This is a genomic window from Micromonospora sp. NBC_00330 (genome assembly GCF_036136635.1).
Lineage (GTDB): Bacteria > Actinomycetota > Actinomycetes > Mycobacteriales > Micromonosporaceae > Micromonospora > Micromonospora salmantinae.
The window spans coordinates 3528708-3554823 of the sequence record NZ_CP108012.1; the positions used below are offsets into that span (position 1 = coordinate 3528708).

Annotated in this window: 24 protein-coding genes; 12 read left to right on the forward strand and 12 right to left on the reverse strand. The window is 71.9% G+C overall.

Annotated features, from left to right (window positions below; translation table 11 throughout):
• Nucleotides 1–71 precede the first annotated feature (71 nt).
• From OG598_RS15790 to OG598_RS15820, 7 genes are all read left to right on the forward strand, one after another.
• Nucleotides 72–413, forward strand: coding sequence for a PadR family transcriptional regulator (locus tag OG598_RS15790; RefSeq protein WP_091401756.1), 342 nt, complete (start codon nucleotides 72–74; stop codon nucleotides 411–413).
• Nucleotides 410–1357, forward strand: a complete 948-nt coding sequence (locus OG598_RS15795) for a permease prefix domain 1-containing protein (protein WP_328655132.1) — start codon at nucleotides 410–412, stop codon at nucleotides 1355–1357. The genes OG598_RS15790 and OG598_RS15795 overlap by 4 nt, the downstream gene beginning before the upstream one ends.
• Before the next feature lie 116 nt (nucleotides 1358–1473).
• Entirely contained in the window at nucleotides 1474–2811 is a 1338-nt protein-coding gene (locus OG598_RS15800) for a sensor histidine kinase (protein WP_328655133.1), read from the forward strand.
• Nucleotides 2808–3524, forward strand: a complete 717-nt coding sequence (locus tag OG598_RS15805; RefSeq protein WP_328655134.1) for a response regulator transcription factor — start codon at nucleotides 2808–2810, stop codon at nucleotides 3522–3524. The genes OG598_RS15800 and OG598_RS15805 overlap by 4 nt, the downstream gene beginning before the upstream one ends.
• Before the next feature lie 80 nt (nucleotides 3525–3604).
• Nucleotides 3605–4498 carry an ABC transporter ATP-binding protein gene (locus tag OG598_RS15810; protein ID WP_328655135.1) on the forward strand — a complete coding sequence of 298 codons (894 nt, stop codon included), beginning with the start codon at nucleotides 3605–3607 and terminating at the stop codon, nucleotides 4496–4498.
• A complete protein-coding gene (locus tag OG598_RS15815; RefSeq protein WP_328655136.1) occupies nucleotides 4495–5556 on the forward strand; it encodes an ABC transporter permease in 1062 nt (353 codons plus the stop codon). Before OG598_RS15810 ends, OG598_RS15815 begins: the two co-directional genes overlap by 4 nt.
• Before the next feature lie 177 nt (nucleotides 5557–5733).
• Nucleotides 5734–7524: a carbohydrate binding domain-containing protein gene (locus OG598_RS15820; RefSeq protein ID WP_328655137.1), complete on the forward strand. Its 1791-nt coding sequence runs from the start codon at nucleotides 5734–5736 to the stop codon at nucleotides 7522–7524.
• Nucleotides 7525–7594: 70 nt separating this feature from the next.
• On the opposite strand, the gene OG598_RS15825 is transcribed toward OG598_RS15820, so the two are convergent.
• Nucleotides 7595–8623 carry a helix-turn-helix domain-containing protein gene (locus OG598_RS15825; RefSeq protein WP_328655138.1) on the reverse strand — a complete coding sequence of 343 codons (1029 nt, stop codon included), beginning with the start codon at nucleotides 8621–8623 and terminating at the stop codon, nucleotides 7595–7597.
• Nucleotides 8624–8875: 252 nt separating this feature from the next.
• Here OG598_RS15825 and OG598_RS15830 point away from each other — a divergent pair, with 252 nt between their 5' ends.
• Complete coding sequence (locus OG598_RS15830; protein ID WP_328655139.1) at nucleotides 8876–9868, forward strand: helix-turn-helix domain-containing protein; 993 nt, start codon at nucleotides 8876–8878, stop codon at nucleotides 9866–9868.
• On the opposite strand, the gene OG598_RS15835 is transcribed toward OG598_RS15830, so the two are convergent.
• From OG598_RS15835 to pgsA, 8 genes are all read right to left on the reverse strand, one after another.
• Nucleotides 9846–10493, reverse strand: coding sequence for a DUF402 domain-containing protein (locus OG598_RS15835; RefSeq protein WP_328655140.1), 648 nt, complete (start codon nucleotides 10491–10493; stop codon nucleotides 9846–9848). The two genes, OG598_RS15830 and OG598_RS15835, sit on opposite strands and share 23 nt — an antisense overlap.
• A 143-nt stretch (nucleotides 10494–10636) precedes the next feature.
• The gene (locus tag OG598_RS15840; protein WP_112583375.1) at nucleotides 10637–11389 is read right to left on the reverse strand and encodes a YebC/PmpR family DNA-binding transcriptional regulator; all 753 of its coding nucleotides are present in this window, start codon (nucleotides 11387–11389) and stop codon (nucleotides 10637–10639) included.
• A 282-nt stretch (nucleotides 11390–11671) separates the two neighbouring features.
• Nucleotides 11672–12277 (reverse strand): pyridoxal 5'-phosphate synthase glutaminase subunit PdxT, encoded by a 606-nt coding sequence (gene pdxT, locus OG598_RS15845; protein ID WP_328655141.1) that lies wholly within the window; start codon nucleotides 12275–12277, stop codon nucleotides 11672–11674.
• A 79-nt stretch (nucleotides 12278–12356) separates the two neighbouring features.
• A complete protein-coding gene (gene pdxS / locus OG598_RS15850) occupies nucleotides 12357–13274 on the reverse strand; it encodes a pyridoxal 5'-phosphate synthase lyase subunit PdxS (protein WP_091401733.1) in 918 nt (305 codons plus the stop codon).
• A 147-nt stretch (nucleotides 13275–13421) separates the two neighbouring features.
• A complete protein-coding gene (locus OG598_RS15855) occupies nucleotides 13422–13925 on the reverse strand; it encodes a hypothetical protein (RefSeq protein WP_328655142.1) in 504 nt (167 codons plus the stop codon).
• An 81-nt stretch (nucleotides 13926–14006) separates the two neighbouring features.
• Entirely contained in the window at nucleotides 14007–15167 is a 1161-nt protein-coding gene (locus OG598_RS15860; RefSeq protein ID WP_328655143.1) for a glycosyltransferase family 4 protein, read from the reverse strand.
• A gap of 16 nt (nucleotides 15168–15183) precedes the next feature.
• Nucleotides 15184–16116: a phosphatidylinositol mannoside acyltransferase gene (locus OG598_RS15865; protein ID WP_328655144.1), complete on the reverse strand. Its 933-nt coding sequence runs from the start codon at nucleotides 16114–16116 to the stop codon at nucleotides 15184–15186.
• Between the two features lie 40 nt (nucleotides 16117–16156).
• A complete protein-coding gene (gene pgsA / locus OG598_RS15870) occupies nucleotides 16157–16786 on the reverse strand; it encodes a phosphatidylinositol phosphate synthase (protein WP_328655145.1) in 630 nt (209 codons plus the stop codon).
• Between the two features lie 249 nt (nucleotides 16787–17035).
• On the opposite strand from pgsA, the gene OG598_RS15875 reads away from it, so the two are divergent.
• Nucleotides 17036–19192, forward strand: a complete 2157-nt coding sequence (locus tag OG598_RS15875; RefSeq protein ID WP_328655146.1) for an elongation factor G-like protein EF-G2 — start codon at nucleotides 17036–17038, stop codon at nucleotides 19190–19192.
• Between the two features lie 334 nt (nucleotides 19193–19526).
• On the opposite strand, the gene OG598_RS15880 is transcribed toward OG598_RS15875, so the two are convergent.
• The gene (locus tag OG598_RS15880; RefSeq protein WP_328655147.1) at nucleotides 19527–20585 is read right to left on the reverse strand and encodes an aldo/keto reductase; all 1059 of its coding nucleotides are present in this window, start codon (nucleotides 20583–20585) and stop codon (nucleotides 19527–19529) included.
• A gap of 86 nt (nucleotides 20586–20671) precedes the next feature.
• Here OG598_RS15880 and OG598_RS15885 point away from each other — a divergent pair, with 86 nt between their 5' ends.
• Entirely contained in the window at nucleotides 20672–21166 is a 495-nt protein-coding gene (locus OG598_RS15885; RefSeq protein ID WP_328655148.1) for a hypothetical protein, read from the forward strand.
• Nucleotides 21167–21215: 49 nt separating this feature from the next.
• Here the strand turns inward: OG598_RS15885 and OG598_RS15890 are convergent, their stop codons facing one another.
• Nucleotides 21216–21728 (reverse strand): HIT family protein, encoded by a 513-nt coding sequence (locus OG598_RS15890; protein WP_328655346.1) that lies wholly within the window; start codon nucleotides 21726–21728, stop codon nucleotides 21216–21218.
• 164 nt (nucleotides 21729–21892) lie between these two features.
• On the opposite strand from OG598_RS15890, the gene OG598_RS15895 reads away from it, so the two are divergent.
• Nucleotides 21893–22633, forward strand: a complete 741-nt coding sequence (locus tag OG598_RS15895) for a D-Ala-D-Ala carboxypeptidase family metallohydrolase (protein WP_328655149.1) — start codon at nucleotides 21893–21895, stop codon at nucleotides 22631–22633.
• 153 nt (nucleotides 22634–22786) lie between these two features.
• Here the strand turns inward: OG598_RS15895 and thrS are convergent, their stop codons facing one another.
• Entirely contained in the window at nucleotides 22787–24796 is a 2010-nt protein-coding gene (gene thrS / locus OG598_RS15900; protein WP_328655150.1) for a threonine--tRNA ligase, read from the reverse strand.
• 188 nt (nucleotides 24797–24984) lie between these two features.
• On the opposite strand from thrS, the gene OG598_RS15905 reads away from it, so the two are divergent.
• Complete coding sequence (locus OG598_RS15905; protein ID WP_328655151.1) at nucleotides 24985–25989, forward strand: DUF1775 domain-containing protein; 1005 nt, start codon at nucleotides 24985–24987, stop codon at nucleotides 25987–25989.
• Nucleotides 25990–26116 lie beyond the last annotated feature (127 nt).

The window sequence follows — 26116 nt, forward strand, 5'->3', positions numbered from 1 at the left end:
GATCGGAGGTTGGGCGGACACGATGATGTCGGCGTAGACAACACTGTGTGGCACACAGTATGGTGTGACACATGGTTAGCGAGGACGTTCTACGGACGCACCTACAGGAGTTGCGTCGAGGCACCGTCGTGGTGGCCAGCCTGGTCGCGCTACGCCGACCGGACTACGGCTACGCACTGCTGCAACGGCTCAGCGACCACGGCTTCCCGGTCGACGCCAACACCCTCTACCCGCTGCTGCGCCGCCTGGAGGACCAGGGGCTGCTGACCAGCGAGTGGAACACCGAGGAGAGCCGACCGCGCAAGTTCTACCGGACCAGCGACGAGGGCGAGTCGATGCTGAACCGGCTCCTCGACGACCTCGCCGCCGTGCAGACCTCCATCACCGGGCTGATCCAAGGAGTGGACCGATGAACACCCTGACCGACCGTTACCTCGCCGCCACCCTGCGATCGGTGCCCACCCAGCGCCGTGACGAGATCGCCAACGAGCTGCGGGCCTCCATCGAGGACATGATCGACGACCGCACCGGCGGCGGCGCGGACCCGACAGTGGCCGAGCGGGAGGTGCTCACCGAGCTGGGCAACCCGGACGTGCTGGCCGCCCGGTACGCCGACCGCCGGTTGCAGCTCATCGGCCCGACCTACTACCTGGTCTGGCTGCGGCTGCTGAAGCTGCTGCTCAGCTTCATCCCCGCGCTCGTCGGCACGATCTTCGCCATCGTCAAGGTCGCCGAGGGCAGCGGTTTCGGGGCCATCGGGCCGGGCATCGTCGTCGCCATGCAGGTGGCCGTGCAGATCACCTTCTGGCTCACACTGACCTTCGCCATCATCGAGCGCACCCAGACGACAGTGGACCTACCGGGCTGGACCGTCGACCAACTGCCCGACGCACCGGTGCGACGAGGCATCCCCCTCGCCGACACCATCGCATCCGTGATCATGCTGGTGCTGACCATCGCGTACCTGCCGTTCCAGCACTACCAGTCCTGGGTGCGCGGCGCCGACGGCGAGAACATCCCGATCCTCGACCCGGCGCTCTGGTCGTTCTGGCTGCCGGCGCTGATCGTGGTCCTCGCCGCCAGCGCGGTGGTCGAGATCGTCAAGTACCGGATCGCGCACTGGACCTGGACGATCTTCGGCATCAGGGCGCTGCTCAGCCTGGCGTTCGCGGTGCCGCTGATGTGGCTGGCGCTCTCCGACCGACTGCTCAACCCGGCCCTCGGTGAGCGGCTCAGCTGGCTGGCGGATGCGGACAACCGCAACGTCCTCGGGGCGACCATCGCGGTCGGCACGGCCGCGGTGGTGGTCTGGGACCTGATCGACACCGCAGTGAAGACCCGGCGGCAGACCGCGTGAGTGATCTCCGATCCGACGGCCCGGCGCGTACCCCGCGCCGGGCCGTCGCCCGTCGTGCTGACCTCGGCGGCCCGCCCGGTTGGAGGGCCTGGTGGGCGGCGTGGCATCGTTCCCGGATGACAGTGGCACCGCTACCGGAATGGCGTCGTCCGGGTCCAACGCCGGAGCAGCGCCGCAACGACCTCTGGATCGGCCTGGGGATGACCGGCCTGGCGTTGGTCAGTCTGACCCTGGCCCGCAGCACCGGCGCGTTCCTGCTGGGCCCACCGCCGTCCGGGCCGGAGCAGCTGTTCTGGACCGTCGCGGTGACAGTCCCGCTGATCTGGCGACGACGCTGGCCGACCGCGACAGTGCTGGTCGTCGCGGTGGCGTTCATCGCCGCGCAGGCGCGCTCGGCCCCGGAGAGCCAGTTCTCCTCCTGGGCCCTGTTCTGCGCCCTCTACACGGTCGGCGCCTGGGGGCAGGACCGCCGACTGTCCCGCCGGCTGCGGATCGGCGTGATCGCCACGATGTTCGCCTGGCTCGGGCTCTACTACGCGGTGATGATCGACCACATTCCGGCGGACGCCTTCGCCGACGCGGTCGGACCGGTGCCGCCGGTGCTCGCCGCGATGGTCAATGGCGTGCTGCTCAACGTGCTGGTCTTCGGTTTCGCGTACTTCTTCGGCGAGACCGCGTGGGTGGCCGCGCGCCGCGAGCACGAGCTGCGCGCCCAGGCCGAGGACCTGCGCCGGTCGCAGGCCGAGGCCCGGGAACGGGCGGTGCTCGGCGAACGGGTCCGCATCGCCCGCGAGCTGCACGACGTGGTCGCCCACCACGTGTCGGTGATGGGCGTGCAGGCATCCGCCTGCCGCCGGGTCTTCGACCGCGACCCGGGTAAGGCCCGCACGGCGCTGACCGCCATCGAACAGAGCGCCCGCACCGCCGTCGACGAGCTGCGTCGGATGCTCGGCGTGCTGCGGACCTCCGCCGGCACCGACGCCACGCCGCCGGCGGCCGGCGGCGTCGAACGGATCGACGAACTGGTCGAGCGGGCTCGGGCCGCCGGGCTGACGGCCACCCTCGGGGTGTACGGCGACCCGGTCGCGTTGCCCGAATCGGTCTCCCAGACCGCCTACCGGGTGACGCAGGAGGCGGTGACCAACACCCTGAAGCACGCCGAGGCGGCACTGCTGGACGTGCGGGTCCGGTACCTGGCCCGGGAGGTGGAGGTCGACGTGACCGACGACGGGCGGGGCGGCGACCCGGCCAACGCCGTCGGGTTGGGCCTGATCGGCATGCGCGAACGGGTCACCGCCCACGACGGCGACCTGGAGGCCGGGCCGCGGGCCGGCGGCGGCTGGCGGGTACGCGCCCGCTTCCCCCTGGCGGCGTCGGCGGACCGGCCGGTGCGCCCCCAGCGGAAGCCGAGCGACAGGCAGCAGGCGGCAACGGGCGCGGAGCCGTCGGCATGAGCGCGGCAGCCCAGCAGGCACCCGACACCGGGCCGACGGTCCGGGTGCTGCTCGCCGACGACCAGCACCTCGTCCGCACCGGCTTCCGGGTCATCCTGGAGGTGGAGGACGACATCGAGGTGGTCGGTGAGGCCGCCGACGGCGAACGGGCCGTCATCATGACCCGGGCCACCCGCCCCGACGTCGTACTCATGGATGTGGAGATGCCCGGGATGGACGGCCTGGAGGCCACCCGGCAGATCGTCGCCGACGGGCCCGGGGCGCCCGCGGTGCTGATCCTCACCACCTTCGACCGCGACGACTACCTGTTCGCCGCGCTGCGGGCAGGGGCCAGCGGCTTCCTGCTCAAGAACGGCACGCCGGAGGAGCTGGTCGAGGCGATCCGGGTGCTGGCCAGGGGCGACGGTCTGCTCGCCCCGGAGATCACCCGCCGGGTGATCTCCTCCTTCGCCCGACCCGGCGACCCGGCGGGCACCGCCCACCGGGGCCCGGACGCCGAGGCGGCGCTGGCCGAGCTGACCCCGCGCGAACGGGAGGTGCTGATGCTGCTCGCCGCCGGGTCGAGCAACGCGGAGATCGCCTCGGCCATCCACCTGGGCGAGGCGACTGTGAAGACGCACGTGAGTCGGGTGCTGGCCAAGCTCGGCCTGCGCGACCGGGTGCAGGCAGTGGTGTTCGCGTACGAGAACGGGGTGGTCCGCCCCGGCGGGTGACGGCGTCCGCCGCGAGGTGGACCCGCCCGCTCACCCGCGGGGCGGACGGCACAGCGGGGTGATCGATCTAGCGTGGGTGCGTGACCAGAACGCTTCGCCTCGACGGCGTCGACCGCAGCTTCGGCGACCGTCAGGTGCTCAGGAACGTGTCCTTCGAGGTGACCGCCGGCCGGATGACCGGTTTCGTGGGCGCCAACGGCGCCGGCAAGACCACCACCATGCGGATCATCCTGGGTGTGCTCGCCCCCGACGCCGGCGAGGTGAGCTGGGGCGGCACCACGCTGACCCGGCAGGACCGTCGGCGCTTCGGCTACATGCCGGAGGAGCGGGGCCTCTACCCCAAGATGACCACCCGCGAGCAGGTGGCCTACCTGGGCCGGCTGCACGGGCTGGACGCCGCCGCGGCACGACGTTCCACCGACGCGCTGCTGGACCGGGTCGGGCTCGGCGAGCGCGGCGACGACCTGCTGGAGACGCTGTCGCTGGGCAACCAGCAGCGCGCCCAGATCGCCGCCGCGCTGGTGCACGACCCCGAGGTGCTGGTGCTCGACGAGCCGTTCTCCGGCCTCGACCCGCTGGCCGTGGAGACCGTCGTGGCCGTGCTGCGGGAACGGGCCTCGGCCGGCGCGCCGGTGCTCTTCTCCAGTCACCAGCTCGACGTCGTGGAGCGCCTCTGCGACGACCTGGTGATCATCGGGGACGGGGTGATCCGGGCCGCCGGCAGCCGGCAGCAGCTGCGCGACTCGTACACGGTGCCCCGCTTCGAGCTGGTCGTCGAGCACGACGCCGGCTGGGTACGCGACCACCCCGGGGTGACAGTTGTCGAGTTGGACGGCGCGCGGGTGGTCTTCGACCTGCCGGCCGGCACCGACGAACAGCCCGTGCTGCGGGCCGCCCTCGCGCGCGGCCCGGTCCGCGCCTTCCGCCCGGTCAGCCCCTCGCTCACCGAGATCTTCCGAGAGGTCACCCAGTGAACGTCACCCAGGCCACCCGGCTGGTCGCCGAACGCGAGATCCGGGTCAAGCTGCGCGACCGCACCTTCCTGTTCGGCACGCTGTTCTTCCTGTTGATCGCCGCGGCCGGCACCATCCTGCCGCCGCTGTTCTCCGGTGGGCCGTCCACTGTGGCCGCGACCGAGAGCGTGGCCGCGCCGCTGCGCGCCGCCGGGCTGGAAGTCCGGGTCGTCCCCGACGACCGGGCCGCCGAACAGGCCGTCCGCGACGACGACGTGGACGCCGCTGTGGTCACCGGACCGGCCGTCCTGGCCATGGACGACGCCCCCGACGACGTGGTGAAGGCCCTGAGCACCCAGCCGACCGTCCGCCTGCTCGACCCGGACGCTGTCGACCCGGTGGTGGCGTTCCTGGTGCCGTTCGTCTTCGCGTTCGTCTTCTTCATCACCTCGCAGACGTTCGGTGTGCAGATCGCGCAGAGCGTCATCGAGGAGAAGCAGACCCGGATCGTGGAGATCCTGGTCGCCGCCGTGCCGGTCCGGGCCCTGCTGGCCGGGAAGGTGGTGGCCGGAGCCATCCTGGCGTTCGCGCAGATCGCCCTGATCGCGCTGGTGGCGGTGCTCGGGTTGCAGATCGGCGACAGCGGAGGTCTGCTCAGCCTGCTCGCCCCGGCGATCGGCTGGTTCGTACCGTTCTTCCTGATCGGTTTCGTGCTGCTCGCCGCCATGTGGGCGGCGGCCGGCGCGCTGGCCAACCGGCAGGAGGACATCGCCGCCGTCTCGACGCCGGTGCAGCTCGCCGTCATGCTGCCGTTCTTCGCGGTGATCTTCCTGAACGACAACGCCACAGCGATGCGGGTGTTGTCCTACCTGCCGTTCTCGTCGCCCACGGCCATGCCGCTGCGGCTCTTCACCGGCGACGCGGCCGGCTGGGAGCCGATCCTCTCACTGGTCCTCCTGGTGCTCGCCGCCGGCGCGTTCCTCCTCGCCGGGGCCCGGGTGTACGAGGGGTCGCTCCTGCGCACCAACGGCCGGACCTCGCTGCGTACCGCCTGGCGGGAGCGGGAGACGATCGGCTGAACCAGCGTTGCGCCCGCGCGGGCGTCGGTGTCCTGATCGGATGCCGGCGCCCGCTGCCGTACGGCACGGTTCCGAGCGCTGTTCGGTGGCCGTGAACAGCGCGAACGCTCCTACGTTGAGCCGATCCTCACGGCAACGACCTGGTCGTCGCCGGTTCCCGGACCGGAAAGGCTCTCGATGTCCCCACCGATCAACGCACGGCGACTCCGCCGTCTGCTCAGCGTCGTGCTCGCGGTCGCCCTCGCCAGCACCCTCACCGCCCTCGTCCGCCCCACGCCGGCCACCGCCGCCCCGGGCGACCTCATCCTCAACGGCACGTTCGACAACGGCAGCACCCAGCCCTGGTGGACGCGGCTCGCCTCGACCAGCACCACTGTCAACGCCGGGCAACTGCGCGTCCGCACCAGCGCCACTGTGGGCAAGCCCGTCTGGGAGGACCTGGTCGGTCACTTCGAGTTCGGGGTGACGGCCGCGCAGCCGTACCGGTTGCAGTTCGACGCCGCGGCCGACGTCAGCCGTTCCCTGCGCGTCTCGGTCTCCCGGGCGGACACGCCCTTCACCTCCGCCGTCGACCGGAGCGTCACGCTGACGTCCTCGATGAGCCGGTTCACATTCGACTTCGTGTCCCCGTTCGGCGACCCGAAGGCGGTGCTGCTGTTCCACTTCGGCGGCCAGACCACCTCGACGGTCCGGTTGGACAACATCTCGCTCACCCCGCTGGCAGTGAACCCGGCCACCGACCCGATCCTGTACTGGAACGGTGTCCTGCTGTCCACCTACAAGGCGCTGGACCTGCCACCCACCTCCTCGTCCCGCGAGGCCGCCATCCTGCACGCGGCGATGCACGACGCCGCCGTCTCGGTCACCGGGGTCGGCAACCCCTACCGCGTACGAGTGCCGGTCAGCTACCCGGGCACCATGGACAACGTCGTGGCGCCGTCCCTGCACGCGGCCATCGACCGGGCCGCGTACGACGTGCTGACCGCCCTGTACGGCGGTCAGGGCCAGTCCTACTCCCAGGCCCTCGCCGCCGCTGTCGCGCTCCGGCCGTCCGGGGTGAACGCCGCCGAGGTCGCCCGTGGTGACACCGTCGGTGCGGCGGCGGCCGCCGCCAACCTCCAGGCCCGCGCCAACGACGGCTCCGGCAACAACACCCCGTACCAACTGGACGGCGTACCCGGATCGTGGCGGCCGACCAACGGCAAGGCGGCGGTCAGCCCGAACTGGGGACTGGTCACCCCGTTCGCGCTCACCTCGGGCCGGCAGTTCCGGCCCGGCCTGCCGGCCGACGCCGCCGGGTACGACGACCTGCTCGGCAAGGAGGAATACGACGCCCAGGTGCGGGAGATCCGCGACTACGGCGGTCGGACGTCGTCGCTGCGGACCCCCGAGCAGACGCAGATCGCGTTCTTCTGGGCCAACGACCTGGGGGGCACGTACAAGCCACCGGGTCAACTCTTCTCACACACCCGGATCGTGTCGGAGCAGCGTCAGCTCGGCATCCTGGCCAACGCCCGGCTCTTCGGGCTGGTGGCCCTCGCCCTCGCCGACGCCGCCATCGCCGCCTGGGACGCCAAGTACCAGACGCCCATCGACCTGTGGCGGCCGGTGACGGCGATCGAGGCGACGGAGGGCCCCGGTTGGCAGCCGCTGTCTCAGACCCGCGAGGGGGTGCCGTACACGCCGGCCTTCCCGGCCTACATCTCCGGGCACGCCACCTTCGCGGGGGCCTGGTCCGCGGTGATGAAGAGGTTCTTCGGCACCGACGCGATCGCCTTCGACGCCACCACTGACGATCCGCACGCAGTGGGCGTGGTCCGGCACATGACCGGCTTCGACGACGCCGCCGAGGAGAACGCGCTGAGCCGGATCTACCTCGGCGTGCACTATCGGTTCGACGCGGAGGCCGGGCTCGACACCGGCCGTTCCGTGGGCGCGCACGTCTTCGTCAACCGCCTGCGACCGTAATCGTCAGTCGGGACAACGGGGTGCTCCCCGTCCGGTTCGTGGACCGGGCGGGGAGCGTCACGCGTGACCGCTACGCCGCGCAGTTCCAGTGGCCGAAGTCGCCGGTACGAGACCAGACCTCCCGGGCCGTCCTGATGTTCCAGGCCGCGTCCAGCGACGTCTGACGGTCGACGCCGAACCGGGACACCTCCATGTCGCTGAACTGGAACAACCCCCAGCGCCGCGATCCGTCCTCGACGACCTCCACCCGGTACGGGTCCAGCCCGGACAGGCAGCGCGCCACCTGCACCGCCCCGGCCGGGTCCTCCGGGAACGTGCGCCGCAGATGTTTGCCGATCCGGTCCTCCGACCATCTGGCGGGCACCTTCCGATCGCCCGCCAACTCGTCGAACAACCGCTCGTCCGCGGTGCCACTGACCGGCAGGCCGCCAAGCGCCTGGAACACCATCACCCGGCTGGTGGTGTCCGGGCCGAACCAGCCGTCGACCGGCACTGTGAGTCCGTCGGCCACCAGGTGCTCCTGGAGGCTCAGCACGCAGGGGCCGTACATGCCCTGGCGCGGCACCTCCGGGCAGCCGACGGTCGGCGAGGTGTCCACTGTGGGAGGGGCGAGAGGTCGCAGTGCCCCGGTCGCCCCGACCGTCAGGACGCCGAGCGCCGCCAGCAGCGCCAGCCGAAGCCAGCGACGGGCCGGCCAGGGCGCAACGGGTCGCGGCGGAACCGAGCCGACGCTCGGGCGGATGTTCGCCGCAACGGTCGTGGACGGGCCGGCAGGGGTCGGTGCCGCGTCACTCTCCCCTCGACCCTGCTCGTCCAGGCGAGCCTCGAGGTCCCGCCGTGTCTCCAGCCACCTGTCGACCTCGACCGTCGGGGTGCCGCAGGCGGCCAGCAGCGCGACGACTGTGCGTTCCCGGGGCAGCGTCGTGCGCCCCAGCATCGTCGCGAGGGTGCTCGGCGGCAGCCAGTGTCCAGCCGCCGAGGCGCGCCGGGCGAGCTCCCGATAGGTCAGACCGGAACGCCGTCGCACCTCCCTGAGCAACGCCACGTACTCCCCCGCCGTGGCCGCCTGCGGCACCGGATCCCGGACAGCGTCATCCATCGAATCTCCCCGTGTCGTTGGTGTGGTCGAGCCCGAACCCGTGCCGGCACAAGCCCGTCGGCCGTACACCGGTCAGCGGCGCGGCCATCGACACAGACGCTAGGTAACCCGATCGGCCAGGACAATGCCCTGGTCACCGCGCTGGGCTGTCCGGGCAGCTCACGGCAGCATGTCCGGATCTTGTCCGACCATCTCGGACAGTCGCCCGGACCCGATTTGCCCTCGCCTCCGCGGTGTCTGGAGAATCGGGCGATGACCACGGGGGAGCTACGCCCGGACGACGCAACCGACCCGGCCGAGTTCGTCGAGATGCTGCGCCAGCTCAAGGACCGGTCGGGGCTCACCTACCGGCAACTGGAGCAGCGTGCCGCGTCGACGGGTGACGTGCTGGCCCGCAGCACCGCGGCGGACATCCTGCGCCGGTCCACACTGCCGCGCCCCGAGGTGGTGGCCGCGTTCGTACGGGCGTGTGGCGCGGGAGATCAGGTCGAGACGTGGCTACGGGCCCGGCACCGCCTCGCGGCAGGCCAGTTCGCCCCGCCGACGCCGGCAGCGGAGCCACCGCCGGTCGACGCGGTCACGACAGTGGCCCCGGAGGACCCTGACCCGGCCCGCCCACGCTGGTTCGCGCGGCCAGCACCGCTGGCGCTGCTCGTCGTGCTCCTGCTGGGCACGCTCGGCGCGGGCTTCTGGATCGAGAGACGCGACGACGAGCGAGGGAAGGCCGCGCACACCATCGATCCGAGCGCATCGGCGGGTGACGGTGCCCGTTCGCCGAGCGCGGGGCTCAGTCAGATCCGCCCCGTCCGGAGCCCGCACCTCTGCCTCACCGAGGGTCGCGATCGCACCGGCCAGTACGCCAAGGAGATAGCGGTCCAGCGGCCCTGCACGGAGGCCACCCCACCGGACACCTCGCTGGTACCGGTGGCCGCCGGAATGTTCTTCATCCACTGGGTCCACCCGGTGCTCGGGAAGGGCTGCCTCACCATCCGCGACGAGGATCCCGGCCGGAACCTGCTCGAACCCTGGGACGAGAAGAACTGCAGCGCGGACAGGCCGAAGCAGGTGTTCCACTTCGAACCGGCCGGAGCGACGCCCGACGCGTACCGCATCCGGCCCGACCGTACCGAGTTGTGCGTCGGCCTACGCGACGACGACAGCGCCGTGGCGGACGCGGCGCTGGTCGAGCCGTGCACCGGCGGCCCGGATCAGGTGTTCCTGGTCAACGCGCTGCCCGGGAAGTGACCTCGGCGCCGTTCAGTGCGAGTGGCACCTGATCCCAGCCGGCGGGCAGCGGCGGCGCGGTCCAAGCGGGGTCGGGCTGCCAGGTGGCCCACGACGGGTCCCACCAGCGCTCACCCCCGTCCAGCAGGGCGGCGATCCGGTCACCCTCGGCCTGGATGGCGTCCCCCATGCCCGGGTAGCGCCCCTCGACGAGGCGCTGCGCGAACATCTCCACGTCCTTCCAGACGTAGCGGTCGGCGTCCGCCGCCCACCACAGGTCCAGCTCGTGGTCCAGGGTGTCCACCCCGATCGGGGTACGCCGCACCGGGTCCTGGAGGTTGAAGTACCAGCCGGCGAAGTCGCGCCCCGGCCCGGTCCAGAAGACGTCGATCGAGTGCGCCTCACCGGGGCGTTGCAGCATCAGTTTGCCGTGCCCGGACCAGGAGCGGTGCCCGGCGGTCTCCCACGGGTGCCGCCCGCAGGGGAAGACGCCGGTGTCCGGGAAGCCGAACTCGGCCCCCGGTGGAAGGTAGAGGGCGAGCAGGTCGGGCGAGTCCTCGACGCAGATCGTCGGGCAGGCGAACCAGACCTCACCCCGCAGCACCTCACGCCGTACCACGGTGTCGCCAGGCTCAAACCGCTCCACCACCCCGCACCCCCTCGCTCGCCGCCCCAGCCCAGCCCCCACCGCGATCTTGCACTTCCTGTTGACGATATGCCACGCGTGACACGGTATGTCGGGTCAGAAAGTGCAAGATCGCGCTGGGGTCAGGCGAGGGCGGGACGGGGTCAGGCGTCGACCGCCGCCATCACGTCGTCGCTGACGTCGAAGTTGGCGTAGACGTTCTGGACGTCGTCGCAGTCCTCCAGGACGTCGATCAGCTTGAAGATCTTGCGCGCGCCCTCTTCGTCCAGCGGCACGTTGACGCTGGGGATCAGGGAGGACTCGGCCGACTCGTACTCGATGCCGGCGTCCTGCAACGCCGTGCGCACCGGGATCAGGTCGGTCGGCTCGGAGACCACCTCGTACGCCTCACCGAGGTCGTTGACCTCTTCGGCGCCGGCGTCGAGGACGGCCAGCATCACGTCGTCCTCGCTGGTGCCCTCCTTGGGAACGATCACCACGCCCTTGCGGGAGAACATGTACGACACCGAGCCGGCGTCGGCGAGCGAGCCGCCGTTGCGGGTCAACGCGGTGCGCACCTCGGTCGCCGCGCGGTTGCGGTTGTCGGTGAGGCACTCGATGAGCATGGCGACGCCGCTCGGGCCGTACCCCTCATACATGATCGTCTGCCAGTCGGCGCCGCCGGCTTCCAGGCCGGAGCCACGCTTGACGGCGCGGTCGATGTTGTCGTTCGGCACCGAGCTCTTCTTCGCCTTCTGGATGGCGTCGAAGAGCGTCGGATTGCCGGTGGGGTCGCCGCCGCCGATCCGCGCGGCCACCTCGACGTTCTTGATCAGCTTGGCGAACATCTTGCCGCGCTTGGCGTCGATGACGGCCTTCTTGTGCTTGGTCGTCGCCCACTTTGAGTGGCCGGACATCTTCTACCTCCGTTGCTACCCGCCGTCTGCATCGACCGCACCGCTCACGCCCCGCTCCCACCGGCGCACGCGGAGGTGCCGGTCAGCTCTGGTGGAAGCCGTGGCGGGCAGATGGCCCTGCCGAATCTCCGCAATCCTACCGACGTCCCCCGGGTCCCTGTCATGCACCGCGCGCGGCACTACCGCCCGGCCCCGACGGACCAGGGCAGACGGGACAAAAACCTCGGACGAAGCCACGACCGCGGCGAGCATCATGGACAGCCCGGCGTGGTCGCCCGCCGTTCAGCGGGCGGCGCGGACCAGGTCCACGAAGTACGCGTGCACCCGCAGGTCACCGGTGAGCTCCGGGTGGAACGAGGTGGCCACCAGGTTGCCCTGTCGCACCGCCACGATCCGGTCGGCGGCCGGGCCGTCGGACACCACCCCGATGACCTCGACGCCGGCACCGACCCGCTCGACCCACGGCGCGCGGATGAACACCGCGTGGAACGGCTCGCCCGGCACCCCGACGACGGTCACCGGCGCCTCGAACGAGTCGACCTGCCGGCCGAACGCGTTGCGGCGGACGGTCATGTCGATGCCGGCGAAACCCCGCTGATCGGGTCGGCCGTCGAGCACCTCGGTCGCCAACATGATCATCCCGGCGCAGGAGCCGTAGACCGGCATGCCGTCGGCGATCCGCTTGTCGATCGGCTCGCGCATCTCGAAGATGTCGGCGAGCTTGCTCATGGTGGTGGACTCGCCGCCGGGAACGACCAGGCCGTCGACGGCGTCCAGCTCCGCCGGACGGCGGACCGGGCGGGCGTCCGCGCCCGCCGCGGCCAGCGCCGCCACGTGCTCGCGGACGTCGCCCTGAAGCGCGAGCACACCGATCACGGGTCCCGTCATGGTCGCACCGTTCCTCTCCACGTCACGCCGCCCCGGCGGGGCGCATCGACAGTCCTCGGCGCTGACGGGCGCCGACCCGTCACCAACCGCGCTCGGCCAGGCGGTGCGGCTGCGGGATCTCGTCGACGTTGATGCCGACCATCGCCTCGCCGAGGCCCCGGGAGACCTTGGCCAGCACGTCCGGGTCGTCGTGGAAGGTGGTCGCCTTGACGATCGCGGCGGCGCGCTGAGCCGGGTTGCCCGCCTTGAAGATGCCGGAACCGACGAAGACGCCCTCCGCGCCGAGCTGCATCATCATCGCCGCGTCGGCCGGCGTGGCGATCCCGCCCGCGGTGAACAGCACCACCGGCAGCTTGCCGCTCTCGGCGACCTCCTTGACCAGCTCGTACGGGGCCTGCAACTCCTTGGCCGCGACGTACAGCTCGTCGGTCGGCAGCGAGGCCAGCCGGCGGATCTCCTGGCGGATCTTCCGCATGTGGGTGGTGGCGTTGGAGACGTCGCCGGTGCCCGCCTCGCCCTTGGAGCGGATCATCGCCGCGCCCTCGGTGATCCGGCGCAGCGCCTCGCCGAGGTTGGTCGCGCCACAGACGAAGGGCACCGTGAACGCCCACTTGTCGATGTGGTTCGCGTAGTCGGCCGGGGTCAGCACCTCGGACTCGTCGACGTAGTCCACGCCGAGCGACTGGAGGATCTGCGCCTCCACGAAGTGGCCGATGCGGGCCTTGGCCATCACCGGGATGGAGACCGCCTCGATGATCCCGTCGATCATGTCGGGGTCGCTCATCCGGGACACCCCACCCTGCGCGCGGATGTCGGCGGGCACCCGCTCCAGGGCCATCACCGCGACGGCGCCGGCGTCCTCAGCGATCTTGGCCTGCTCGGCGTTGACGACATCCATGATCACGCCGCCCTTGAGCATCTCGGCCATGCCACGCTTCACGCGGGCGGTGCCGACGACGGGGGCGGTACCGGTGTTCGAGGCGGTGTTTTCGGGCACGGGTCATCGCTCCTTGGACATGCTCTGGGGGTGGCAGCGAAAATGCTACGCGCGGTGCAACGCCGCACCGACAGCCAATCAGACCCCCGGTGGCCTGCACTGTGGCAGTGGTCACCAGCCCGCCCGTGCCCATCGGGGAGCAGGGGGTCAGGCGGCGGGGACGTCCGCCGGCACGATGAGGGTCGGGTCGTCGATGTCGAAGTAGCGCGGCCACTCCCGGCCCCGCCCCATCCGCAACAGGCGCACCAGCGGCCGGCTGCGCGCCGAGCGGGCGTCCCGGACCAGGTCGGTGTGCACCTGCCGGGACAACGCGAGCCGACGACTCGCGGCGATGACCGCCACGCAGTCCGGGTCGCCCGGGTCCAACTGGACGCCGCGCAACTGCCGGGTGAGGTCGTTCTCCGCCGCCTCCCGCTCGTCCGGGCTGGCGTCCAGGGCGATCCGGGCCGCCGCGTACAGCTCGACGCCGAAACGCCGCTCAGCCAGGACCGCGGCTGCCGCCGCGCGGCGCAGCAGGTGGGCGTCGAGGGCCCGGGCTGCCAGCTCCGCGCGGCCCTGTAGCCGCTCGACCCGGCCGGCGGTCCAGATGAGGTACGCCGCGACCAGCCCCACGACCACGCTCGCGGCCACCACCCACCACATGTGCGGCATCGTAGTGCTGCTCCGTTTCGTCCGATTGGGCGCGGCCGGACCGGTCCCGCCGGTCACCCCCGCGCCATCCGTCACACCGGCTCAGCTCAGCCCCACCCATTCCTGGTCGATGACCCGCCCGTCGGTTGCCTCGATCGCCGCTGCGTATACCTCCAGAACGCGGCGAGCAACCACCGGCCAGTCGAAATTCGCGACCACCTGATCGCCGCAGGCACTCAGTGCGGTCCGCGCGGCCGGGTCGTCCAGCAGCTCGGCCAGCACGTCACGCAGCCCCACCGGATCGCCGGTGGGGAAGAGCCGACCGGCCCGGCCCCCGTCGAGCACCCGCCGGAAGGCGTCCAGGTCACTGGCGACGACAGTCGTACCCGCGGCGAGGGCCTCGGTGAGGATCATGCCGAACGACTCACCGCCGGTGTTCGGTGCGACGTAGAGGTGCACACTGCGCAACATGCGCGCCTTGTCCGCTTCGCTGACCAGGCCGAGGAACGTGATCTGCTCGTGCAGTTCGGCCGGGAACTGGTCGTACAGGTCGTCGGGGTCGCCCGGGCCGGCGACGAGCAACCGCAGACCGGGCCGGGTGGCGGCCAGCGCCACGAACGCGTCACGCAGCACCGGGAAGCCCTTGCGTGCCTCGGTGAACCGGCCCAGGAAGCCGAGCGTGCCGCCGGTGCCGGTCGCGCACTCCCCCGGCCAGCCCGGCAACGGCTCGGCGTCGGCGAACTTGGCCACCGCCACCCCGTTGGGGATCTCCACCGCCCCGCCGTCCATGTGCTCGACCTGCACCTTGCGGGCCAGCGCGCTCACCGCGATCCGGGCCGTGATCCGCTCCAACACGATCTGGAGCACACCCTGCGCGGCGGCGAGGACCCTCGAACGGGTCATCGCGGTGTGGAACGTGGCCACCACCGGGCCACGGGCGGAGAGCACGGCCAGCAGCGACAGACTCAGCGTGAGCGGCTCGTGTACGTGCAGCACGTCGAAGTCGCCGTTGGTGATCCACCGCCGCACCCGGGCGGTCGACACCGGCCCGAACGCGATCCGGGCCACCGAACCGTTGTACGGCAGCGGAACGGCCCGCCCGGCGGACACCACGTACTCCGGAAGTGGCGAATCCTCGTCGGCCGGCGCGAGCACGCTGACCTCGTGGCCCAGCGCGATCAGCGCCTCGGCGAGGTCCATGACGTGGTTCTGCACCCCACCGGGCACGTCGAAGGAGTACGGGCACACGATGCCGATCCGCATCCGTCAGCCCACCTCCTCAGGCCGGGCCGGAGGCCGACGAGGGCAGCGCCGCGCCCTCGCCCGACCTCGCCTGGTCCAGCCACATCCGCTGCAACATGTGCCAGTCTTCCGGATGCCGGGCGATACCCGCCGCCAGACCGTCGGCGATCAGCTGGGTCAGCGACCGGACCCGCTGGTCCAGCGGCCCCACCTCGGGCCCCGGCACCGGCAACGGACCAGCCAGCGACGCGCGGGCGCCATCCGGTTCGTACCACAGCGAGGCCACGTAGAGCGGCGCGCCGGTGTGCAGCGCGAGCAGCGCCGGCCCGGCGGGCATCCGGGTCTTCCCACCGAAGAAGTCCACCTCCACCCCCCGGGCGGAGAGGTCCCGATCGGCCAGCAACGGCACCACCGCACCGGCCCGCAGCCGGTCCAGCAACACGTCGAACGCCGGACGCGGCCCCCCGTGGGTCGGCAGGATCTCCATCCCCAGCTCCGCCCGGAAGGCCAGGAAACGCTTGTACACGCCCTCCGGCTTGAGCCGCTCCATGACAGTGGTGATCGGCCAACCGGTGGCCGCCACCCAGGCGCCCGCGGCATCCCAGTTACCGGCGTGCGGCAGGGCCACCACCGCGCCCCGACCGGCGGCCACGTCGGCCGCGAGCAGCTCGGCGCCGTCGAGCCGGAAGCCGGACAGGATCTGCGACCGGCTCAGGGCGGGCAGCCGGAACGCCTCCATCCAGTACCTGGCGTACGAGCGCAACCCACGCTTGACGAGATCGTCCAGCTCGGCGTCGGGCAGCTCCGGGCCGACCACCCGGCGCAGGTTCGCGCGCAGTCGGGCCGTACCCCCGCCACCGGCGCGGTGGGCGCGGTCCGCGCCCGCCTGGAACGCCGCCGCCACCAACGGCCGGGGTAGCGCGCGGACCACCCGCCACCCGGCGATGTAGCCCAGCTCGGTGAGGTTCACGCGACTCGGCCGCCGGTCGTCCGAGTCGCCGGCACGCCACTCATGCCTGGCCGTTCGGCTGGAGCTGCTGGGCCTGGCGGTAGACGTGCGTCATCCGCTGCCCCACCGTGAAGATCGACACGGCGGCGAGCAGCCACAGCGCGATCTCCAGGGCCGGCTTCACGTTCAGGCCGGTGAGGATTCCACCGACCCCGACGATCAGCAGTCGCTCGGTGCGTTCGGCGATGCCCACGTTGCAGGTCATGCCGAGCCCCTCGGCGCGAGCCTTGACATAGGAGACCAGGCCACCAACGGCCAGGCAGACCAACGCGGCGGCCACCCCGGAGTGGTCGCCCTGCGTGGCCAGCCAGTACGCGACGGCACCGAAGACGGCGCTGTCGGCGACCCGGTCCATGCTTGAGTCGAGGAACGCCCCGAACTTGGTGGAGCCGCCGCTCATCCGGGCCATCGTCCCGTCGAGCAGGTCGGTGAGCGCGAACAGGGTGACGATCAACGCGCCCGCGACCAGGTGGCCGCGGGCACCGAAGCCGAGCGCGCCGACGAGCACACCAACGGTGCCCGCGACGGTGACGGCATTGGGGGTGACGCCCGCGCGCAGCAGGGCGCGGGCAATCGGCTCGACGACGCGGGTCATCCCCGCGCGGGCCGACACTTGGAAGATCTTCGCCATGGCGGTCCCCACGATAACGGTCCGCCCAGCTCCGGCGATACGGACGGTACCGCCGACGCGCCCGGGGGAGGCTTGTGCCTACCCGGCAACGGGTGTGAGATCGAGCCGGGAGGTGAGCCAGCTCACCCGTCCGCCCGTCCCGTTCCCGCTGTGCAGCAGACCACCGGAGGATATCGCCGCGCACTCGCCCCGGGCCGCTTCCCGTCGCGCGGCGGTCGCCACCACCACCGGCTGAGGGAGGTGCGCCCCATGGCGCAGAAGAGTCACGAGAAGGGTTCCACCGGCGGCACGCCGGTGGTGACCGAGCCCGAGCGGGTTCGCAACGTGGTGCTCGTCGGGCACTCCGGGGCGGGCAAGACCACACTGGTCGAGGCCCTGCTCGCCGCGACCGGCACGATCGGCCGGGCCGGCACCGTCGTCGACGGCACCACCGTCGGCGACCACGACCCCGCCGCCGTACGCCAGCAGCGCTCGGTCAGCCTGTCCTGCGCGCCGCTGCTGCACAACGGCATCAAGGTCAACCTGCTGGACACCCCCGGGTACGCCGACTTCGTCGGCGAACTGCGCGCCGGGCTGCGAGCCGCCGACGCCGCGCTCTTCGTGGTTTCCGCCGCGGGCGGCATGGACGCGGCCACCGTGGCGCTCTGGGAGGAGTGCGCCGCCGTCGACATGCCCCGCGCGGTCGCGGTGGCCCGACTGGACCAGCCCCGCGCCGACGTCGACGAGACCGTGGCGCTCTGCCAGCGCCTCTTCGGCGACAACGTGATGCCGCTCTACCTGCCGATGCTCGGCGACGACGGGGTCTCCACCGAGGGGCTGCTCGGCCTGATCACCCGTCGGGTCTTCGACTACAGCGCCGGGCTGCCCGCCGACGTCCGCGACCCGGACCCGGAGCACCAGCGGGCCATCGACGAGTCCCGCGACGAGCTGATCGAGGGGATCATCGCCGAGAGCGAGGACGAGACCCTCATGGACCGCTACCTCGACGGCGAGGAGATCAGCGACGAGGTGCTCATCGACGACCTGGAGAAGGCCGTCGCCCGGGGCCACTTCTACCCGGTGGTGCCGGTCTGCGCCCAGACCGGTGTCGGGCTGGACGTGCTGCTGGAGGTGCTGACCGCCGCGTTCCCGTCGCCGCTGGAGCACGAACTGCCGGCGGTGACCGGCGTGGACGGCTCGCCGCGTCCGCCGCTGAGCTGCGACCCGGCCGGGCCGCTGGTCGCCGAGGTCGTCAAGACCACCATCGACCGCCACGTCGGTCGGGTCTCGCTGGTCCGGGTCTTCTCCGGCACGCTGCGCCCCGACCAGAGGGTGCACGTCTCCGGGCACGGCATGGCCGAACGTGGGCACCCCGACCACGACGCCGACGAGCGGGTCGGGCACGTCTACACCCCGCTGGGCGCCACACTGCGGGAGGTGTCGCTGTGCGTGGCCGGTGACATCTGCGCGATCACCAAGTCGGGCAGCGCCGAGACCGGCGACACCATCTCGACCAGTGACGACCCACTGCTGATCGCCCCCTGGGAGATGCCGGAGCCGCTGCTGCCGGTGGCGATCGTCGCCCGGAGCCGCGCCGACGAGGACGCCCTGGCCCGCAACCTCGCCCGCCTGGTCGCCGGCGATCCCACGCTGCGGCTGGAGCGCAACCCGGAGACCCACCAACTGGTGCTCTGGTGCATGGGCGAGGCACACGCGGACGTGGTGCTCGACCGGCTGCGCGCCGGCGGCGTCGAGCTGGACACCGAGCCGGTCACGGTGTCGTTGCGCGAGACGCTGACCGTGCCCGCGAAGGGCCACGGCCGCCACGTCAAGCAGTCCGGCGGCCATGGCCAGTACGCGGTCTGCGACATCGAGGTCGAGCCGCTGCCCCGCGGCAGTGGCTTCGAGTTCGTCGACCGGGTGGTCGGCGGCGCGGTGCCGCACAACTACATCCCGTCAGTGGAGAAGGGCGTCCGCGCCCAACTGGAGCGCGGGCTGGTCGCCGGGCACCCCGTGGTGGACCTGCGGGTGACTCTGGTCGACGGCAAGTCGCACAGCGTCGACTCCTCCGACGCGGCCTTCCAGACCGCCGGCGCGCTGGCACTGCGCGACGCCGCCGAGCGTGGCCAGCCGGCCCTGCTGGAGCCGATCGACGAGGTCACCATCCGGGTTCCGGACGGCTCGGTGGGTGCGGTGATGGGCGACCTGTCCGGCCGACGCGGCCGGGTCCTCGGCACCGAACCGGACCCGGACACCGAGGGCCGCACCCTCGTCCGCGCCGAAGTGCCGGCCACCGAGCTGCTTCGGTACGCCGTCGAGCTGCGCTCCATGACGGCCGGCACCGGCACCTTCCGCCGTCACTTCGTCCGCCACGACCCCATGCCCGCCCACCTGGCCGACCAGACCCGCAAGGAACAACTCCCCTAACCCGCCCCCGCCCCGCCCCGCCCCGCCCCGGCCCGGCCCGGCCCGGCCCGGCGATCTTGCACTTTCTGTCGCCCTTATGTCGCTGTCGCGGGCATAAGTCCCCGCAGAAAGTGCAAGATCGGCGAGGGCTGGGGTGAGTCGCGGGTCGATCATGGAGTTGTGGTGGGCAGAAGGCCGATCTAGGCCCGATTTGTGAGGCACCACAACTCCTTGATCGACGCGGACCGGCGCGCGGGGACGCGGACCGGCGCGCGGGGACGCGGACCGGCGCGCGGGGACGCGGACCGGCGCGGAGAAGCGGGGCGCGGCGGGGTGGGGTGAGGTGGCGGCCTGGTTACGGGTGGACTGTGGGGTGGGTGGGGCGGGGCCAGTGGGGGCGGTCGGCGTCGCGGAGGGCTGCGGTGCGTACGGCGGCGAGCTGACGCTCCACCTCGACGAACTGGTCCGCCGGCAGTGGGCCCCGGTGCAGCGCGGCGGCGTTCTCCTCGACCTGGGCGACAGTACGGCAGCCCGGGATCGGGATGGTGCGACCGCTGCGCGCCCAGATCCAGCCCAACGCGCCCTGGGCGAGGGTGCGCCCGTCGGCGGTGAGCGCGGCACGGACCGCGCCGACCCGACGCAGCCACTCCGGTGCCGGCCGGCCACCCCGGAACCACTCCAACCAGGCCGGGGCCAGCCCGCGTACGTCGTCGCGGGGCAGCGTCGACGCGGCCGTGTACTTGCCGGTGAGCAGCCCCATCCCGAGTGGACCCCGGTTGACGCTGGCCAGGTCGTACTTGTCGCAGACGGCGAGCAGGTCGGGGGCGTCGCGCAGCACCGACAGGGCGTGTTGCACGGCGGTGGCACCGGCGGCGGCGTGCCCGAACGCGGCGGCCCGGTCGGTGCGGTCGGTGCTCCACCCGTACGCGCGGATCAGGCCCTCGGCCACCAGGTCCTCGCAGGTCCCGATGAGCGCCTGCGCCCTCGGCACCGACAGGTCGGCCAGGTGCAGCTGATAGAGGTCGATCCGGTCGGTGCCCAGCCGGCGCAGTGAGGCGGTCACGGCACCGCGCAGGTATTCGGGCGACGCGTCCTCGCCGGTGGCCTGCCGGCCGGCCTCGTCGAAGGTGTAACCCCACTTGGTGGCGATCACGGCGTCGTCGCGGCGACCGGCGAGCGCGCGACCGAGCACCCGCTCACCGTGCCCGGCCCCGTACGTGTCGGCGGTGTCGAAGAGGGTGATGCCCAGATCGAGTGCCCGGCGTACCGCGCGCACCGACTCGTCGTCGTCGACAGCGCCCCAGCCCAGGGGCTGGGTGCCCTCCGCCCAGGGCCCGCCGATCGCCCAGCACCCCATGCCGAGGGCGCTGACCTCGATGCCGCTGCGCCCCAACACCCGTGTCGTGACTGCCATCGGCCGATCGTGCCACCTTCGGCGGGCCGGGGCGCAGCAGATCGGTGGGCGGACACGCCGGTGCACGGAGGTGGTCACGGTGCGGCATGATCAACGCCATGCGACGGCTCGGGGTGGACATCGGCGGAGTGATCATCGAGCCGGCCGACGACGACGCGGACACCTCGTTCTTCGGCGCGCACTACCTGCGTACCCCTGCCGTCGTCGGGGCGTTCGACGCGCTCGCGGCGCTCGGCCCGGCGTTCGACGAGGTGCACCTGGTGTCCAAGTGCGGGGAGGCCACCGAGCGGCGCACCCGGGAGTGGCTGGCCCACCACGACTTTCCGGCCCGCACGGGCATCCCGGTCGAGCGGGTGCACTTCTGCCGCACCCGACCGGACAAGGCGCCGATCGCCAGCCGCCTCGGCCTGACCCACTTCGTTGACGACAAGCTGGAGGTGCTCGGCTATCTCGACTCGGTGCCGAACCGCTTCCTGTTCCGGCCGCGAAAGGCCGAGGTCGCCGCACACGCCGCGCTGCTGCCCCACGTTCGCCGGGTGGAGAGCTGGTCGGAGCTGACCCCGCTGCTGCGCGCCGACTAGCCGGACCGGCGCGGAGGTCGCGCGACCGGCGCGGCGCGGCCGCCGACGGTCAGGACGGCCAGGCGCTGGCGAACAGGTCGCGGGTGTCGCCGAGCAGCTGCGGCAGGACCTTGGTGCGGCCGATCACCGGCATGAAGTTCGCGTCGCCGCCCCAGCGCGGCACCACGTGCTGGTGCAGGTGCGCGGCGATGCCGGCGCCGGCCACCCCGCCCTGGTTCATGCCCAGGTTGAAGCCGTGGGCGTTGCTGACCTTGCGGATCACGCGCATGGCGGTCTGGGTGTACGACGCCAGCTCGGTGGTCTCCGGCACGTCCAGGTCGGTGTAGTCGGCGACGTGCCGGTAGGGGCAGACCAGCAGGTGCCCCGGGTTGTACGGGTAGAGGTTGAGCACCACGAAGACGTGCTCGCCCCGGGCCACCACCAGGCTCTCCTCCGGGGGCAGCTTGGGCCCCCGGCAGAAGGGGCACCCGGTGGGCTTCTCGTAGCCCTCGGCCGGGCGGTCCTCGCCGGAGATGTAGGTCATCCGGTGCGGCGTCCAGAGCCGCTCCAGGCCGTCCGCCATGCCGTCGCTGTCCGTTTGCCGTTCCGCCCCTGTCACGAGCCGATCCTACGGAGCCCCGCGGGCACGCCGCGACACCCGCCTTCGGGAAAACCGGGACTGCAAGTTCTTGACGGATCAAAGCAGAAGCATGAAACTTCCATGCATCCACGTACTTCCATGCATTGATGGAGGGCTACATGTTCCGACGGCTCGGCAGGTTCCTCGCGGCACTGGCGTTGACCGCCGCCACCACAGTGGCCGGCGTCACCCTCACTGCCGGCGCGGCCCAGGCGGACGGCTGCTACACCTGGGGACGCACCCTGTCCCAGGGGGCGTCCGGCGAGGATGTCCGGCAACTCCAGATCCGGGTCGCCGGCTACCCCGGCTACGGCGCGGTGCTCACTCTCGACGGCGCGTACGGCCCGGCCACCCGATCGGCGGTGATCCGCTTCCAGCAGGCGTACGGGCTGCCCGCCGACGGCATCGCCGGCCCGCAGACGTTCAACCGCCTCTACGCCCTCCAGGACGACGACTGCACCCCGGCCAACTTCAGCTACCCCGAACTGAACAAGTGCAACGGCGACTGGTCCGGCGGCGCGGTCTCGGCGAGCACCGCCCGGTTCAACGCGCTCGTCTCGATGTGGAAGCTCCAGGCCATGCGGCACGCCCTCGGCGACGTGTCCATCGCGATCAGCAGCAGCTTCCGCAGCTACGCCTGCAACAGCGCCGTCGGCGGCGCGTCGAACAGCAGGCACCTGTACGGCGACGGGGTGGACCTGGTCGGCTCTCCGTCGTTCTGCCGGCTGGCGCAGCAGGCCCGCAACCACGGCTTCGGGCAGATCCTCGGCCCCGGCTACCCCGACCACAACGACCACACCCACGTGGCAGCGGTCGGAGGCTGGTCAGCGCCCAACTGCGGCATCTGACACCCGCCACCGCCTCCGGGCGCTGCGCTCTCGGCGCCGCCTCCCGGCGAAGATCGCGCTCGAACATGGAAGTAGTGGCCTCCCCCACCGGGGAGGCCACTACTTCCTGGATCGAGCACGATCATGCGGCACGAGGGGCGCGCGGCGGTCCCGCTACTCCGCGGCGGCGGACGGGCCGATGTTGGTCCGTGAGCTGACCACGTCCAGCACGTGGGTCACCGCCTCGGCCACCGGCACCCCGTTGCGCTGGGAGCCGTCGCGGTAGCGGAAGGAGACCGTACCGGCGGCCACGTCGTCGTCACCGGCGATCACCATGAACGGGATCTTCTGCTGCTGCGCCGTCCGGATCTTCTTCTGCATCCGGTCGTCACCCGCGTCCACCTGCGCGCGGATGCCCTCGGCGCGCAGCGCCGCGACGAAGCCGTGCAGGTAGTCGGTGTGGTCCTCGCGGATCGGGATGCCCACCACCTGCACCGGCGCCAGCCAGGCCGGGAAGGCACCCGCGTAGTGCTCGGTGAGCACGCCGAAGAACCGCTCGATCGACCCGAACAGCGCACGGTGGATCATCACGGGCCGCTGCCGGCTGCCGTCGGCGGCCTGGTACTCCAACGCGAACCGCTCCGGCTGGTTGAAGTCGACCTGGATGGTGGACATCTGCCAGGTCCGGCCGATGGCGTCACGGGCCTGCACCGAGATCTTCGGCCCGTAGAACGCCGCGCCACCCGGGTCGGGCACCAGGTCCAGGCCGGAGGTCGCGGCGGCGGTCCGCAGCGCCTCGGTCGCCTCGGCCCAGTCCTCCTCGGCCCCGATGAACTTGGGCGAGTCGTCCCGGGTCGACAGCTCCAGGTAGAAGTCGTCCAGGCCGTAGTCGCGCAGCAGGTCGAGGACGAAGCTGAGCAGCGTGGACAGCTCGCCGGCCATCTGCTCACGGGTGCAGTAGATGTGCGAGTCGTCCTGGGTCAGACCGCGGACCCGGGTGAGGCCGTGCACGACGCCGGACTTCTCGTACCGGTAGACAGTGCCGAACTCGAACATCCGCAGCGGCAGCTCCCGGTACGACCGCCCGCGCGACCTGAAGATCAGGTTGTGCATCGGGCAGTTCATCGCCTTGAGGTAGTAGTCCGCGCCCTCCAACTGCATGGGCGGGAACATGGTGTCCGCGTAGTACGGCAGGTGACCGGACGTCTGGAACAGCTGCGCCTTGGTGATGTGCGGGGTGTTGACGAACTCGTACCCGGCGGCCTCGTGCCGCTGGCGGGAGTAGTGCTCCATCTCCCGGCGGATGATGCCGCCCTTGGGGTGGAAGACCGCCAGGCCGGAGCCGATCTCGTCGGGGAAGCTGAACAGGTCGAGGTCCGCGCCGAGCTTGCGGTGGTCGCGCCGGGCGGCCTCCTCCAACAGCTTCAGGTACGCCTTGAGCTCGTCGCGGGTCGGCCACGCGGTGCCGTACACCCGCTGTAGTTGGGGGTTCTTCTCCGACCCCCGCCAGTACGCGGCGGCGGAGCGCATCAGCTTGAACGCGCCGATCAGTCGGGTGGTCGGCAGGTGCGGGCCCCGGCACAGGTCCGACCAGCAGACCTTGTCCTCCTTGGCGTCGAGGTTGTCGTAGATGGTCAGCTCGCCGCCGCCCACCTCCATCACCTCGTCGGTGTCCAGGCCCTCGCCCTTGACCTCGATCAACTCCAGCTTGAACGGCTCGTCGGCCAGCTCGGAGCGCGCCTCGTCCAGGCTGCCGAAGCGGCGACGACGGAACCGCTGCCCGGACTTGATGATCTCCTGCATGCGCTTCTCGAGCTTGCTGAGGTCATCGGGCTGGAACGGCTTGTCGACGTCGAAGTCGTAGTAGAAGCCGTTCTCGATGGGCGGGCCGATGCCCAGCTTGGCCTCGGGGAAGACGTCCTGCACGGCCTGGGCGAGGACGTGCGCGGTGGAGTGGCGCAGCACGTTGAGCCCGTCGGGCGAATCCAGGCTGACCGGCTCGACGACGGTCTCCTCGGCCGGCGCCCAGTCCAGGTCACGCAGCTGACCCTCGGGGTCGCGGACCACGACGATCGCCTTCGGGCCGTTCGCGGGCAGTCCGGCCGCGGCCACCGCGTCGGCCGCCGTGGTCCCGGCGGCGACGACGACGGGGTCGGCCACGGCGGGGGTACGGGGTGCGGACACGGTGACTCCTCCAAGTGGTACGAAACGGTGCCGATCCTCGGCTCCTGCCGATGCTATCGGTCGACCCGCCCCCGACCGGGAAGGGCACCTCCTTACCGCCGACGTTGAACCTTTCGCGCCTCGCAGCCGAACTAGAAGGTGTGGCCGGAAACCGGTGCCGGCCGCGTCGACACGGATGGGGGCACGAGATGGCGAGCACGTACGGCGGTGGCCGTCGGCGGCGGATCGTGGCGGCGACCGCGGTGACCGCCGCTGGGCTGCTGCTCTGGCCTGGCACGGCGTACGCGGCGGACGTGACGACCACCCCGACCGAGGCCCGGCAGGGCGAGGCGGTACGGCTGGAGTTCAGCGTTCCGGAGGAACGGGCCGGCACGAAGACCAAGCAGATCGAGGTCCGGCTGCCGGCCGACGCGCCGATCGCCGAGGTCTACCCCATGTCGGTGAACGGCTGGGCGCCCCGGATCAGCTCCCGCACCCTGGACAAGCCGGTGGCCGGTATCCACTCCTCCGGGGTGAGCACTGTGACGACCGCGGTGACCTGGGTGCGGGTCGGTGAGAGTGACAGCGGGCCGGCTCGGCTGGCGCTCTCCATGGGGCCGATGCCGCAGGCCGAGCGGCTCACCTTCGAGGTCGTCCAGACGTACGCCGATGGCACCGTGGTCCGGTGGGCGGACGCCACCGGTCCGCACCGGGCCCCGACGCTCGCCCTGCTGCCGGCGGCGCCCGGCGCGCCGGGTCCGGCCGCGCACGGCGGGCACGCCGGCCCGGCGGCCGGCGCACCGGCCGCAGCGGACAACGGTGCGGACGCCGCACCGCCGGCCCGATCGGGCGGCGCCGACGAGGGCAGCGCCGACGGGATGCTGGCCGCCGGTCTGCTGGCCGGACTGGGCGGCGGCGCGGCGATCGGCTGGCTGGTCAGCCGTTGGCGCCGACGCGACCCGGACGAGGCCGCCGCGCTCGCCGAGGTGACCGGCGACCCGGACGAGGCCGCGACGCTGGCCGAGATAACCGGTCGCGGGAACGACACCGCAACGCCGGACCCGACGCCCGCCGAGCCGCGGTCCACCGACCCGCAGTCCGCCGACCCGCAGCCCGCCGACCCGCAGCCCGCCGACGCGCAGTCCGCCGACCCGCGGTCCGCCGACCCGCAGCAGGCCGACGCGCAGCAGGCTGTTCCCGCAGCATCGCGGTGATCCACTCGGGTTCCCGGAAACCGTGGCATCCCCGCCGCCCGGACAGCCCGACTTGGCGGTGATCCACTCGGCTTTCAGGAATCCGTGGCATTCCCGCCGCCCGAACGACCCGACTTGCAGGAAGCCG